Below are 12,530 nucleotides of genomic sequence, written 5' to 3'. Positions count from 1 at the left end.
ACTTAGGCCCGGCATCGATCAATCATTGTCACCCACATGCGCTCCGTAACGTGGCTCTGGCAATGAGAAGGCCACGAACGCCGCCAGAACCGCTGGCAGGGCAAAGAGCATGAAGAGCCACGTCGCGGCAGATGCTGCCCCCTCGACGCCGCCGGGGCTCACAAGCCCGGTGCTGTTGACGATCACACCGGAAAGAGCCGCACCAAAAGCGCTGCCAAGAGACTGTACGGTGGTAATGCCAGCCGATGCCTTGTCTTTCTCATCAGGCTCGGCGAGATGCAGAATATGGGTCACGAGATGCGCCCAACCGAGCCCAACGCCGAAGCCCATGCCGAAGATCAGAAAAGCGGCTGCGCTGACCAGAAGCACGTCCCCACTGGGATTGAGCCGTGCCAGCGTCACTGCCAGCATGCCGATGCAGACAGCTTCCAGAATGGCGCCGACAAGGATGGAGCGGCGCATCGCCTTGCCGGTGAAATCGCTGCATATGAAGGCGGCTGCCGTCCAGCCGAGTGCCACAAGGGCGACGATATAGCCCGAGATCAATGGCGGCACATTGTGCAGGTTCTGGAGGAAATACGGGATGTAAATGTCGCAGGTCAGGGCCGCCAGCAGCATGAACATCGCAGCATAAACACGTGCGATCGGCATCGAGAGAAGCGTGCCGCCACGCGGCAGAATGCGCAATGTCGCCCGCCGTTCGACAAGCAGAAGTGCTGCAATGGCGGTGAGGGCGCAAACCACAAGCCAGGTGCGAGCGCCAATCTCTTCGGCGGTGCTCGCAAAGCTGACAAGCAGAAGCGAAGCGGACAGCAGGATCATCTGCTTTAGCGGTGCCTTGGTCTCGGTCCGGTCATCCACGCCCGCCGGCAGCAGCCACGGCGCCAGAAGTCCCATGACGAGTGCGAAGGGGACGATGATCGTGAAAGCATGTCGCCATGCGCTGCCATCGGCGAAGAAGCCACCGAGCGTCGGTCCGATGAAGGTCGAGATGCCCCAGATCGCGGCATAAAGCGTCGTCGCCTTGTTCCATAGAGACTCCGGATAGACATAGCGGATGAAAGCATAGCCCAGAGTTGCCAAGGTCCCTGCCCCGAAGCCTTGCACGGCGCGCCCGGCAAGGACGATCTCCATGGTGGGCGCCACAGCGCAGATCGCCGAACCAAGGAGAAAGAGGACTGCACCGACACTATAGGTCCGATTGAGGCTAAGGCCACGTGGACGAATGGCGATAAATACCGAGCCCATCACAGAGGCCGTGACGTAGAGCGTCGTCACCCAGGCGAAGAGGGGCAGGCCACCAATATCACGCACGACAGACGGCATGATCGTGGCCGTCACGTAGGTCTCGATCGCATAGAGCGCGATGCCACCTGAGAGCATCAGGCTTGCTCCCAGATGCCGGGCGGAAAACAGGGTCCAAAGGCTGGTTGACGAAGGGGCGTCGGAATAAGACATGATCGAATTTCCGATAAAAGGCCGTTGCAAAGTCAACGGCTTAGAATTATCCAAGTTATATCTTGGAAATTACACCCGCAGACAAATTAAGCAAGCGGCAGGACAGACAAAATGCGCCCTTCTCCCCGTGACAGGCTCCTCTATCTGTTGAAGACCGAAGGCCCCAAAGCCACGTCAGCGCTCAGCGAAGTTCTTGGCCTGACGGGCGAAGCAGCACGCCAGCAGCTTGCCAAACTCGCCGATGAAGGTTTGGTGGAAAGCATTGCGGAGCCCGCAATCGGGCGGGGGCGGCCGCGTCAAAGCTGGCGCCTGACCAGCGCCGGCCATCGCGAATTTCCAGATGGTCATGCGGACATCGCGGTGTCACTCATAGAAGCGATCGGCAGCGAGCTTGGCGCGGATGCGCTGGAAATGATCATTACAGCCCGGGAGCGCAAGACAGCGGCGATGTACGGCGCGGCACTTCTCGGCGCCTTTACGCTGGACGAGCGTGTCGCGCGGCTCTCAGCCTTGCGGGTGGCCGAGGGCTATATGGCAAGCTGGTGGCAGGAAGAGGATGGACACTTCATCCTCGTCGAAAACCACTGTCCGATATGCGCCGCCGCAACCGCCTGCCGTGGCTTTTGCCGTTCGGAGATCGATATTTTCAGAGCCGTGCTGGGCGCACCGGTGGAAAGGACCGAGCACCTGCTACAGGGTGCGAGACGATGCGCGTACCGGATCGGTTAGCGCAAGGTTCGCCCGTGCTTGCAATAAAGCGCCGTGCGACCGAGTGGACGCACAAAGGACGCTTTACCTTTTTGAATAGACGCATCGTGCTTGTCCGAAAATCGATATCGATTTCGGGCCGATGCTGTCGTGGCGCCCAAGCAAAGCTCGGGCGCGACAGAACCATAAGGACGCTCTTATAGAGCCTTGAATTCCGCCAGAACCGCATCGCCCATTTCCGACGTGCTGACCTGTCGTGCGCCGGCGGCCATGATGTCGGCGGTGCGGATGCCCTTTTCCAGCACATTGGCGATCGCCGTTTCCAGCTTGGTAGCGTCATCGACCATGTTGAAGGAGTAGCGCAGGCACATGGCGAAGGAGGCGATCATTGCGATCGGGTTGGCAATACCCTGGCCGGCGATATCGGGAGCAGAACCGTGAACCGGCTCATACATGGCCTTGCGCTTGCCGGTCTTGGCATCCGGCGCACCGAGAGACGCAGATGGCAGCATGCCGAGCGAGCCCGTCAACATGGCGGCGACGTCGGAGAGCATGTCGCCGAAGAGATTGTCGGTGACAATGACGTCGAACTGCTTGGGCTTGCGCACCAGCTGCATGCCACCGGCATCGGCCAGCATATGCTCCAGCTGCACATCCTTGTACTTCGCCGCATGGGTTTCGGTAACGACCTGGTTCCACAGGACGCCGGACTTCATGACGTTACGCTTTTCCATGGAGCAGACGCGGTTGCCGCGCGTGCGCGCCAGTTCAAAGGCGACGCTGGCGATACGCTCGATTTCGAAAGTGTCGTAGATCTGCGTGTCGATCCCGCGCTTCTGGCCGTTACCGAGATCGATGATCTGCTTCGGCTCGCCGAAATAGACGCCACCCGTCAACTCGCGAACGATGAGAATGTCGAGGCCTTCCACCAGCTCCGGCTTCAGCGACGAGGCAGAGGCCAGCGCCGGGTAGCAGATGGCTGGGCGGAGATTGGCGAAAAGCTCAAGATCTTTGCGCAGGCGCAGCAGGCCCGCTTCCGGGCGAACTTCATAAGGCACGCCATCCCACTTCGGTCCGCCGACCGCGCCGAACAGAATGGCGTCAGCTGCCAACGCCTTTTCCATATCGGCATCGGAAATTGCCGCGCCATGCGCATCGTAAGCGCAACCGCCAACAAGGCCTTCCTCGACCGTGAAGCCGGCATTCTTCTCGCTGTTCATGTAATCGATCAGCTTGCGGACCTCGGTCATCGCCTCCGGGCCGATACCGTCGCCAGGCAACAGGAAGAGCGAGCGCACAGTCATGAAATCCTCCTTGGGCGCTTGGAAAGAAAGCGCACGTCAAAACATGGGTTGCAACGCCGAAAGGCTGCAAGATGCGGGCTTCTTAACGCTCGACCTGAAGCATTTCAAGCAAAGCAAAAGCCGATTCGGTACGGGTGACGCACCAAACCGGCTTTCGAGACGTCGTCGTTTCGTTTCACAGTCTGTTCAAGAATTGTCGTTGGCCGGCTGCAATTATGTGATCGTTGTCAGGCCCAGGGCCGGACGGAGGCGTTGGTCTTTTCGAAGCTATCGATCGCGCCGGCATGTTCCAGCGTCAGGCCGATATCATCCAGACCGTTCAGCAGGCAGTGACGCTTGAAGGCATCGATCTCGAAGGTGATCCGCCCGCCATCAGGGCCGCTGATTTCCTGGTTTTCCAGGTCGATCGTCAACACGGCGTTGGAGCCGCGCGAAGCATCGTCGAGGAGCTTTTCGAGGTTTTCAGGGCTGACGACGATGGGCAGAATGCCGTTCTTGAAACAGTTGCTGTAGAAGATGTCGGCGAAGCTGGTGGAAATGACGCAGCGAATGCCGAAATCGAGAAGCGCCCAGGGTGCATGCTCGCGCGACGAGCCGCAACCGAAGTTGTCGCCAGCCACCAGGATTTGCGCATTCTGATAGGCAGGCTTGTTCAGCACGAAATCCGGGTTTGGCGAGCCGTCTTCGAGGTAGCGCGATTCGGCAAACAGGCCCTTGCCAAGACCGGTGCGCTTGATGGTCTTCAGGTAGTCCTTGGGAATGATCATGTCCGTGTCGACATTGACGACGGGCATGGGGGCGGCAACACCCGTCAGCTTGGTGAACTTATCCATCTCTCACTCCGAAATTCTGGCCGGCACTCAGCCGTTCAACCAAGGCCATTAAAGCAAAAAGGCGCGCTTTTGAAGATCAAAGCACGCCATTGCGGTACGCCGCCAATAATTGAATTACAATGCCAAAGCGTCAGTTGAACCGATCAGAGATCGATAATCGTGCCGCGGCCATCATTCCACACGCGCATGTTCTGCTGGCGGCGATCCTGCGTCTTCACGCGGATGGGCTCAGGCTTGAGGCGGGAGGAGAACATCTTGGCGATGCTGAGAACCGCAAGCGTTCCGACGAATGCGATCGTCAGAGATGCGGTGAAGAGCGCGGCGAGAGCCAGAACTGCGACGCTGGAGGCTGCGATGAAGAATGTACGAATGCCCTGCATGGTCCAAACCTTTCTGTCCAGACGAATGTGGGCCTTCTTCTTGACGCTTGCAAGAGGTTTCACACCGTCATCGACCTTGCAGATGTAACAAAAGATTGACACAAGTGGGGCATGGCCGAATTTTTTGTCGATAATACTGCACGCCCGCGCCGTTCGCTGCTGTCTGTGCCTGCAATCAACCTGCGCGCCCTCCAAAAGCTAAGCTCTCTTGACTGCGATGGCGCGATCTTTGACCTGGAAGATTCGGTTGCTCCCGACATGAAGGATGAGGCGCGCAGCAACCTCCTGTCCTTCTTCCGCGAGACGCCGCTGGCAAACCGCGAAGCGATCATCCGCATCAATCCGCTGTCCACGCAGGCCGGGCTCAAGGATGTGGAGGCTGCGCTGACCTGCGGCCCCCAAGCCGTACTCTTGCCAAAGGTCGAGCAGCCCTCCGACATTCACGAACTTGCCGACCTTCTGGACGAAGCCGACGCTCCGGAAGAGATGCAGATCTGGGCGATGATCGAGACACCGCGCGGCGTCCTGAATGCCGCAGCGATTGCCGAAGCCGCGCACACCAAAGCCGCGAGACTTAGCGCCTTCGTGGTGGGACTGAACGATCTGCGCAAGGATACCCGCGTTCCGGCAAGACCGGGGCGCACCTATCTCGTCCCCTGGCTGATGCAGGTGGTGCTTGCGGCCCGGGCTTATGGCCTCGATGTGATCGACAGCGTTTCCAACGATTTCCGCGATCTGGATGCCTTCGCCATGGAATGCGAGCAGGGTCGCGACATGGGCTTTGATGGCAAGATGCTGATCCACCCGGCGCAGATCGAGGCGGCAAACACCGCCTTCACTCCCGATGAGGCTGCACTTGTAGAGGCGCGCGAGACGATCGCGGCTTTCGCAAGACCCGAATCTGTGGGATTGAACGTCATCAACATCAACGGACGGATGATCGAACGGCTGCATGTGACCGGCGCAGAACGCCTCGTCGCCATCGCCGAGATCATCGCCGCAAGAAAGGCAGGAAACACATGAAGGTCTATCGTTTCATCACGGGCCCGGACGACGCGAAATTCTGTCACCGCGTCACCGACGCTCTCAACAAGGGCTGGGAACTTGCAGGCTCACCAAGCTACGCCTTCAACGCCGCAGCCGGCATCATGCATTGCGGCCAGGCGGTGACGAAGACCGTCGAGGGCAAGGACTATCATCCCGATATGAAGCTGGGTGAGCAGTAAGAGCGGTTGTGACGGTCGAGGTCTCCTCTACCGTCATCCTCGGGCTTGACCTGAGGATCCACCTTTACCAATAGCGTCAATGGCTTATGGATCCTCGCCTGAAGGGCGAGGACGACTAAAAGCGGGCGTTGCGGCTTTGTCGCACACGCGCACGCAAGCTAAGTCACTCACCCGCGATCTGCAGCCGCGTCGTCCGCGCTTTCCTCGATCCGCTCCATGTCGTCGTCCGACAGGCCGAAGTGATGGCCGATTTCGTGGATGAGGACGTGTGTGATGATGTCGCCAAGCGTCTCTTCGTTCTCGGCCCAGTAATCCAGGATCGGGCGGCGATAGAGCGTGATGCGGTTAACCATCTCGCCGGTTTCCATGGTGAAACGCTCCGAAATGCCGCGGCCTTCGAAAAGGCCGAGCAGGTCGAACGGCGTTTCGAGCGCCATGTCCTCGAACACATCGTCGGTCGGGAACTCCGAGATCTCGATGATCAGATCTTTCGTCAGCGCACGAAATTCTTCCGGCAGGTGGCCATATGCCTCAATGGCAAGCGATTCAAACGCTGATATTGTCGGCGCGTGGCGATCCCGCCAATCGTCGGTACTGTCTATGCGGGCCATTTCTGCTCCTTGCTGTGGGGCTGATATAAACCCTTGCGACATAAAATTCGAGACCTGTTTGCAACAACGGCGCAAAAGGCCTGATTTTCTAGGCGCAGCCGTCGTTTTTAGGCCGTTTTGAACCTTGACATAAAGGCCTCGCTCGCGTAATTCGCAGCCAAATTGATGGCGTATTGCGCCTTCCGTTTACTCCGCTTTGAAAAAAGCGGTCCACCGGCAGAGTTTCCAAGGGCATTTGCCTCGACGAATTTCCGCTACTCCGACTGATAAAAAGACGGCCAGCGCCAAAAGCGCAGAGCCGGAACGAACATGAAAGGATAAAAAATGTTCGCAGTCATCAAGACCGGCGGTAAGCAGTACCGCGTAAGCGCCAACGACGTGCTGACCATCGAAAAGCTGGAAGCAGACGCAGGCGCAACTGTAGAATTCACTGAAGTTCTCGTTGTCGGCGTTGGCGCTGATGCAAAGTTCGGCGCACCTTTCGTTGCAGGCGCAACGGTCAAGGCTGAAGTTGTCGAGCACAACCGCGGCAAGAAGGTCATCGCCTTCAAGAAGCGTCGTCGTCAGAACTCGAAGCGTACGCGCGGCCATCGTCAGCATCACACTGTCGTCCGTATCACGGACATCGTTGCTGCCTAATCGGCGCGACACGGGAAACTAAGTTTAAAGGAGCAATCCAATGGCACACAAAAAAGCTGGCGGTTCTTCGCGTAACGGTCGCGATTCCAACTCCAAGCGCCTTGGCGTGAAGAAGTTCGGCGGCGAAGCCGTCATTCCAGGCAACATTATCGTTCGTCAGCGTGGCACGCAGTGGCATCCCGACGCCAATGTCGGCATGGGCAAAGATCATACGCTTTTTGCACTCACGGCAGGCAACGTTAACTTCCGCACGAAGGCCAATGGTCGCGTATTCGTGTCCGTAGCGCCGAAAGCGGAAGCCGCAGAATAAGCCGGTAAGCGTCATATGCAGCCGGTGTCCCAATGACCCGGCTGAGACGTAACAGGTTCAGTCACAAAAAAGGGGAGTTGGGGCACCACCCAACTCCCCTTTTTTCTTTAACTCCACGGAGGACTGAACCATGCAAGCTGAATTGTTGAGGGTCGACCAATCACGGTCACCCGAAGAACGGATAAGACCTGAACGGTCAAGGAGCGATTGCCCCGTCTTGTTGTCGCAAAGACTTGTCTTGCGCAAACCCCACGAAGAAGACATCGACGCCCTTGCCCATCTTGCCAACAACGCCAACATCGCGACCATGGTGTCGCGCATGCCGCACCCTTACACGGCGAAAGACGCCGCGGATTTTGTGCGCCGTGCAGCAAATGGCGAGATTGGCAAGTGCGTCTATGCGATTACGCGCATGGACAATGGCGAGTTCATGGGGTGCTGCGGACTGGAGCCGCAGGAAGACGAAAAGACCCTTGAAATGGGCTACTGGCTGGGCGAGCCCTATTGGAACAGGGGTTATACCACCGAAGCGGCCCACGCGCTGATCGACATGGCCTTCCGTACCCGCGAGATCGACCAGATCGATGCGCGGTGCCGGGTGACCAATATCGGCTCTCGCCGTGTCATACAAAAGTGCGGGTTTCAGCTGCAGGGTTCCGGCATGGTCGGATCGCTGGCGCTGGGCGCCATGGTCCCGGTTGAATGGTACAGGCTGGATCGCAAGACATGGGTATCATTGAGAAGCTGGGGAGACATGCGATGAGTACGGCTCAGCTGATGCGTCCCCGCAGCGTCGAAACGACCCCACCGCCCGGCCCTTGCCCGACGATCGAAACCGAACGGCTGGTGCTCCGGCCCCAGCGGCTCACCGATGCGGGCTCGATTGCGGATACGCTTGCCGACTTCCAGGTCACCCGCATGTTGGCCCGTGTTCCAGCGCCCTACTACAAGCAGGATGCACTGGAATGGCTGATCCTGCGAACCTCGGGCACCCTGCCCGATTGGGATTTCGCCATCACCACCGGTGATGACACCCTGATCGGCGTGGTATCGGTAGAGCGGCGTCACGGTCAATGGCACCTCGGCTACTGGCTGAACCGCTTCTACTGGGGCAAGGGCTACATGACGGAGGCCGTTGGCGCCGTCGTCGAGCGCTTCTTCCGGCGTATGCCGAACGAGGTTCTGCATTCGGGCGTCTTTGCCGATAACCCGGCGTCGCTCAACGTGCAGGAGAAGCTCGGCTTCCGCATTACCGGATGCAGTGAGGTCTATGCGGTCGCGCGTGCCACCATGGTGGCGCATATCGACACCGAGCTGACGGCGGAAGGCTTCGTCCGACCGTAACGCACAACGCGATGGACAAGGCCGGTTTTGTCGCAAACCGGCCTTGTTCCATAAGCGCTTGCCCATGATAATCTTTGACCTTCAGGGCAAGCGGCTATATTCCAGGCGACAGAACCTTTTTGATGCGGATGGCAAGGCCATGACCGCATGCAAGCTGACAGAACGGCAGTCCGATGAAATTTCTCGATGAAGCAAAAGTCTATATCAAGTCCGGCGATGGCGGCGCAGGCGCCGTCTCCTTCCGGCGTGAAAAGTTCATCGAGTTCGGCGGCCCGGATGGTGGCGATGGCGGACGCGGCGGTGACGTGTGGGTGGAGGTCGTCAATGGCCTCAACACGCTGATCGACTTCCGTTTCCAGCAGCATTTCAAGGCCTCGATCGGCCAGCACGGCATGGGCAAGACCCGCACTGGCGCCAAGGGATCGGATGTGGTGCTGAAAGTACCCGTCGGAACCCAGATCTTCGAAGAAGACAACGAGACGCTGATCATCGACCTGACCAAGGAAGGCCAGCGCTTTCGTCTGGCCGCCGGCGGCAACGGCGGCTTTGGCAATGCCTATTTCAAATCCTCCACCAATCAGGCGCCGACGCATGCCAATCCGGGCCTTGCAGGTGAAGAAAAGACCATCTGGCTTCGCCTGAAGCTGATTGCCGATGCCGGTCTCGTCGGTCTGCCCAATGCCGGCAAGTCCACCTTCCTGGCAACGGTGACGCGCGCGCGCCCTAAGATCGCCAACTATCCCTTCACCACGCTCCACCCCAATCTCGGCGTTGCCACGATTGACGGCCGCGAATTCATTCTGGCCGATATTCCGGGCTTGATCGAAGGCGCGCATGAAGGCGTGGGTATCGGCGACCGCTTCCTCGGCCATGTGGAGCGCACCCGCGTTCTGCTTCATCTGGTCTCGGCGCAGGAAGAAAAGGTTGGCCAAGCCTACAAGACCGTCAAGGCGGAACTGAACGCCTATGGCGGCGGTCTGACCGACAAGCGCGAGATCGTCGCCCTGTCGCAGATCGACGTGCTGGACGAGAAGGAACTGAAGAAGAAGGCCAAGGAACTGGAAAAGGCCTGTGGCCGTCCTCCGCTCCTTCTTTCGGCCGCCGCCCATATCGGCATGACGGAGGCGCTGCGCGCGCTGCGCGATGTGATCGTCGATGCCAGCGAAGGCGGCGAGACCGCCCTTCCCGACCGCTCCATGCCGATCGAAGAGCTAGAGGACGGAGACGACCGTCTATGACATCTGCCAGAAAACCGCTTGGCAGCCATCATCGCATCGTCATCAAGATCGGCTCCGCGCTTCTGGTGGACCGCAAGACGGGGCTGAAGAAGGATTGGCTTGATGCGATCTGCGATGATATCGCGGCGTTGAAGAAGAACGGCGCCGATGTGCAGGTCGTTTCTTCCGGGGCGATCGCGCTTGGCCGAACGGTTCTTAAGTTTCCAGCCGGCGCGCTGAAGCTGGAGGAAAGCCAGGCGGCAGCAGCCGTCGGGCAGATCGCACTGGCACGCGCGTGGTCGGAAAGCCTTTCCAAGCATGACATCGTCGCGGGACAGATCCTGCTGACGCTTTCCGACACGGAAGAACGCCGCCGTTATCTCAATGCGCGTGCGACGATCAACCAGTTGCTGAAGATCGGTGCAACGCCGATCATCAATGAAAACGACACGGTGGCGACGACCGAAATCCGCTACGGCGACAATGATCGGCTGGCCGCTCGAGTTGCGACCATGACCGGTGCGGATCTGCTCGTTCTGCTCTCCGACATTGACGGCCTCTACACAGCCCCTCCGCATCTCGACCCGGATGCCAGGTTTCTTGAAACCATCGCGGACATCACGCCCGAGATTGAGGCCATGGCCGGAGGTGCCGCGTCGGAACTGTCGCGTGGCGGCATGCGCACCAAGATCGATGCGGGCAAGATCGCCACTGCTGCCGGTTGCGCCATGATCATTGCGTCGGGCAAGACGCTGAATCCGCTGAAAGCCATCGAGAATGGCGCGCGCTCCTCCTGGTTTGCGCCTTCGGGCACGCCCGTGACAGCCCGCAAGACCTGGATCGCAGGTCAGCTTCAGCCGGCCGGCGAAATGCATGTGGATGAGGGTGCCGAAAAGGCGCTTCATCAGGGCAAGAGCCTGCTGCCTGCCGGTGTCAAACTGGTAAAGGGCAATTTCGGCCGCGGCGATGCCGTTGCCATTATCGGCGCGCAAGGCCGCGAGATCGCGCGCGGGCTTGCCGGCTACGATGCCGACGAGGCACGCCGCATCAACGGTCACAAGTCCAACGAGATCGAAGCGATCCTCGGTTATGTCGGACGCTCCGCCATGATCCACCGCGACGATCTGGTGATGACCGGCGCTGCCGTGAAAATCAAAAAAGCAAAGAAGGATGAAGTCGATGCCTGACCAGGCCGTGAAGCAAAGCCAATCTGTCGATGCGCTGATGATGAATATCGGCGCTCAGGCGAAAGCTGCTTCACGACCGTTGTCCATCGCTTCAACCGCAAAAAAGAACCGCGCGCTTCTCGCCATGGCATCGGCCATCGATGCATCCGTAGACCGCATTCTCGATGCCAACAGACAGGATGTCGCGGCAGCGGAACAGGCGGGCGTGGCCGGCTCCTTCATCGATCGACTGAAACTCGACCCCTCGCGCATCGCCGGCATTTCCGAAGGCATTCGGGCGATTGCCAATCTTGCCGATCCTGTCGGTGAGGTGATCGCCGCCTGGGATCGTCCGAACGGCTTGAAGATCGAGCGTGTTCGCACACCTCTCGGCGTCATCGGCGTCATCTATGAGAGCCGCCCGAATGTGACGGCAGATGCCGGTGCGCTGTGCCTCAAGGCCGGTAACGCCGTGATCCTGCGGGGCGGATCGGATTCGCAATATTCATCGCGCGCTATCCATGCCTGCCTAGTGGAAGGGCTAAAGATCGCGGGGCTTCCAGAGCATGCGATCCAACTCGTGCCGGTGACCGATCGCGCCGCCGTCGGCCTGCTGCTTGGCGGCTTGGGTGGCACCGTCGATGTCATCGTGCCGCGTGGCGGAAAAAGCCTGGTCGGGCGTGTGCAGACAGAAGCCCGTGTGCCCGTCTTTGCGCACCTGGAAGGCATCTGCCACGTCTATGTCGACAAATCCGCCGACCTTGAGATGGCAAAGAAGATCGTTCTGAACGCCAAGATGCGCCGCACTGGTATTTGCGGCTCTGCCGAAACCTTGCTGGTCGATCGCGCAGTTGCTGCGACCCATCTGGAACCCCTGGTGAAAATCCTGCTGGAGGCGGGCTGCGAAGTACGCGGTTCGGATGAGGTGCAAAACGCCGTTGCAGGCGTGACGCTGGCGAATGAGGAGGACTGGCGCACGGAATATCTCGACGCCATCATCTCGGTGGCCCTGGTGGATGGGATCGACGGCGCGATACAGCATATCGGTACCTATTCCTCAAACCACACAGAAGCGGTGATCGCCGAAGATCCGGAGGTCGTTGCCCGCTTCTTCAACGAGATCGACAGCGCCATTCTGCTGCACAATGCCTCCACACAATTTGCCGATGGTGGCGAGTTCGGCATGGGCGCGGAAATCGGCATTGCCACCGGCAAGATGCATGCGCGTGGGCCTGTCGGCGTCGAACAGCTGACGTCCTTCAAATACCGCGTGCATGGCACCGGCCAGACGCGGATCTGATATTGGCGGCTGATCGGGCACTTGACCAACGTTA

At 59.3% G+C, this 12,530-nt stretch carries 15 protein-coding genes; 10 read left to right on the top strand and 5 right to left on the bottom strand.

All coding sequences use genetic code 11. The annotated features are described in order from the left end of the window. Nucleotides 1-18: 18 nt before the first annotated feature. Nucleotides 19-1,458, bottom strand: a complete 1,440-nt coding sequence (locus EYC79_RS15030; RefSeq protein WP_130978485.1) for an MFS transporter — start codon at nt 1,456-1,458, stop codon at nt 19-21. Nucleotides 1,459-1,569: 111 nt separating this feature from the next. Here EYC79_RS15030 and EYC79_RS15025 point away from each other — a divergent pair, with 111 nt between their 5' ends. Continuing rightward, entirely contained in the window at nt 1,570-2,187 is a 618-nt protein-coding gene (locus tag EYC79_RS15025) for a helix-turn-helix transcriptional regulator (RefSeq protein WP_130978484.1), read from the top strand. Between the two features lie 176 nt (nt 2,188-2,363). Here EYC79_RS15025 and leuB read toward each other — a convergent pair whose 3' ends face one another. The 3 genes from leuB to EYC79_RS15010 form a co-directional block, all read right to left on the bottom strand. After that, entirely contained in the window at nt 2,364-3,470 is a 1,107-nt protein-coding gene (leuB, locus tag EYC79_RS15020) for a 3-isopropylmalate dehydrogenase (RefSeq protein ID WP_111848595.1), read from the bottom strand. A gap of 227 nt (nt 3,471-3,697) precedes the next feature. Next, nucleotides 3,698-4,303 carry a 3-isopropylmalate dehydratase small subunit gene (leuD, locus tag EYC79_RS15015; protein WP_062597426.1) on the bottom strand — a complete coding sequence of 202 codons (606 nt, stop codon included), beginning with the start codon at nt 4,301-4,303 and terminating at the stop codon, nt 3,698-3,700. Between the two features lie 143 nt (nt 4,304-4,446). Continuing rightward, nucleotides 4,447-4,683 carry a hypothetical protein gene (locus EYC79_RS15010; protein ID WP_130978483.1) on the bottom strand — a complete coding sequence of 79 codons (237 nt, stop codon included), beginning with the start codon at nt 4,681-4,683 and terminating at the stop codon, nt 4,447-4,449. A gap of 111 nt (nt 4,684-4,794) precedes the next feature. Between EYC79_RS15010 and EYC79_RS15005 the strand changes: the two genes are divergently transcribed. After that, the gene (locus tag EYC79_RS15005) at nt 4,795-5,706 is read left to right on the top strand and encodes an HpcH/HpaI aldolase/citrate lyase family protein (RefSeq protein ID WP_130978482.1); all 912 of its coding nucleotides are present in this window, start codon (nt 4,795-4,797) and stop codon (nt 5,704-5,706) included. Then, nucleotides 5,703-5,909 carry a DUF1737 domain-containing protein gene (locus EYC79_RS15000; protein ID WP_062424764.1) on the top strand — a complete coding sequence of 69 codons (207 nt, stop codon included), beginning with the start codon at nt 5,703-5,705 and terminating at the stop codon, nt 5,907-5,909. The genes EYC79_RS15005 and EYC79_RS15000 overlap by 4 nt, the downstream gene beginning before the upstream one ends. Before the next feature lie 167 nt (nt 5,910-6,076). Here EYC79_RS15000 and EYC79_RS14995 read toward each other — a convergent pair whose 3' ends face one another. After that, entirely contained in the window at nt 6,077-6,520 is a 444-nt protein-coding gene (locus EYC79_RS14995) for a metallopeptidase family protein (RefSeq protein ID WP_062424763.1), read from the bottom strand. A 324-nt stretch (nt 6,521-6,844) separates the two neighbouring features. Here EYC79_RS14995 and rplU point away from each other — a divergent pair, with 324 nt between their 5' ends. The 7 genes from rplU (at nt 6,845) to EYC79_RS14960 (ending at nt 12,496) form a co-directional block, all read left to right on the top strand. After that, on the top strand, nt 6,845-7,159 hold the full coding sequence (gene rplU / locus EYC79_RS14990) for a 50S ribosomal protein L21 (RefSeq protein ID WP_062424762.1): 315 nt from the start codon (nt 6,845-6,847) through the stop codon (nt 7,157-7,159). Nucleotides 7,160-7,199: 40 nt separating this feature from the next. Continuing rightward, complete coding sequence (rpmA, locus tag EYC79_RS14985) at nt 7,200-7,469, top strand: 50S ribosomal protein L27 (protein ID WP_062424761.1); 270 nt, start codon at nt 7,200-7,202, stop codon at nt 7,467-7,469. Between the two features lie 130 nt (nt 7,470-7,599). Next, entirely contained in the window at nt 7,600-8,232 is a 633-nt protein-coding gene (locus tag EYC79_RS14980) for a GNAT family N-acetyltransferase (RefSeq protein WP_062424760.1), read from the top strand. Beyond that, complete coding sequence (locus EYC79_RS14975) at nt 8,229-8,813, top strand: GNAT family N-acetyltransferase (RefSeq protein WP_062444481.1); 585 nt, start codon at nt 8,229-8,231, stop codon at nt 8,811-8,813. The genes EYC79_RS14980 and EYC79_RS14975 overlap by 4 nt, the downstream gene beginning before the upstream one ends. Nucleotides 8,814-8,986: 173 nt before the next feature. Beyond that, nucleotides 8,987-10,051: a GTPase ObgE gene (gene obgE, locus EYC79_RS14970; protein ID WP_062424758.1), complete on the top strand. Its 1,065-nt coding sequence runs from the start codon at nt 8,987-8,989 to the stop codon at nt 10,049-10,051. Then, complete coding sequence (proB, locus tag EYC79_RS14965; protein WP_111848606.1) at nt 10,048-11,217, top strand: glutamate 5-kinase; 1,170 nt, start codon at nt 10,048-10,050, stop codon at nt 11,215-11,217. Before obgE ends, proB begins: the two co-directional genes overlap by 4 nt. Beyond that, nucleotides 11,210-12,496, top strand: coding sequence for a glutamate-5-semialdehyde dehydrogenase (locus tag EYC79_RS14960; protein WP_162739589.1), 1,287 nt, complete (start codon nt 11,210-11,212; stop codon nt 12,494-12,496). Before proB ends, EYC79_RS14960 begins: the two co-directional genes overlap by 8 nt. Nucleotides 12,497-12,530 lie beyond the last annotated feature (34 nt).

The sequence above is a fragment of the Agrobacterium cavarae genome, assembly GCF_004310285.1.
Taxonomy (GTDB): domain Bacteria; phylum Pseudomonadota; class Alphaproteobacteria; order Rhizobiales; family Rhizobiaceae; genus Agrobacterium; species Agrobacterium cavarae.
Note: the sequence above shows the minus strand (reverse complement) of the source record. Positions and strands in the feature narration are given on the sequence as shown.

Coding starts and splice junctions, on each gene's coding strand:
- EYC79_RS14960 (WP_162739589.1), top strand. CDS start 11,210: ATGCCTGACCAGGCCGTGAAGCAAAGCCAATCTGTCGATGCGCTGATG.
- EYC79_RS15000 (WP_062424764.1), top strand. CDS start 5,703: ATGAAGGTCTATCGTTTCATCACGGGCCCGGACGACGCGAAATTCTGT.
- EYC79_RS15030 (WP_130978485.1), bottom strand. CDS start 1,458: ATGTCTTATTCCGACGCCCCTTCGTCAACCAGCCTTTGGACCCTGTTT.
- EYC79_RS15010 (WP_130978483.1), bottom strand. CDS start 4,683: ATGCAGGGCATTCGTACATTCTTCATCGCAGCCTCCAGCGTCGCAGTT.
- EYC79_RS15025 (WP_130978484.1), top strand. CDS start 1,570: ATGCGCCCTTCTCCCCGTGACAGGCTCCTCTATCTGTTGAAGACCGAA.
- obgE (WP_062424758.1), top strand. CDS start 8,987: ATGAAATTTCTCGATGAAGCAAAAGTCTATATCAAGTCCGGCGATGGC.
- EYC79_RS14975 (WP_062444481.1), top strand. CDS start 8,229: ATGAGTACGGCTCAGCTGATGCGTCCCCGCAGCGTCGAAACGACCCCA.
- EYC79_RS14995 (WP_062424763.1), bottom strand. CDS start 6,520: ATGGCCCGCATAGACAGTACCGACGATTGGCGGGATCGCCACGCGCCG.
- EYC79_RS14980 (WP_062424760.1), top strand. CDS start 7,600: ATGCAAGCTGAATTGTTGAGGGTCGACCAATCACGGTCACCCGAAGAA.
- rplU (WP_062424762.1), top strand. CDS start 6,845: ATGTTCGCAGTCATCAAGACCGGCGGTAAGCAGTACCGCGTAAGCGCC.
- rpmA (WP_062424761.1), top strand. CDS start 7,200: ATGGCACACAAAAAAGCTGGCGGTTCTTCGCGTAACGGTCGCGATTCC.
- proB (WP_111848606.1), top strand. CDS start 10,048: ATGACATCTGCCAGAAAACCGCTTGGCAGCCATCATCGCATCGTCATC.
- EYC79_RS15005 (WP_130978482.1), top strand. CDS start 4,795: ATGGCCGAATTTTTTGTCGATAATACTGCACGCCCGCGCCGTTCGCTG.
- leuD (WP_062597426.1), bottom strand. CDS start 4,303: ATGGATAAGTTCACCAAGCTGACGGGTGTTGCCGCCCCCATGCCCGTC.
- leuB (WP_111848595.1), bottom strand. CDS start 3,470: ATGACTGTGCGCTCGCTCTTCCTGTTGCCTGGCGACGGTATCGGCCCG.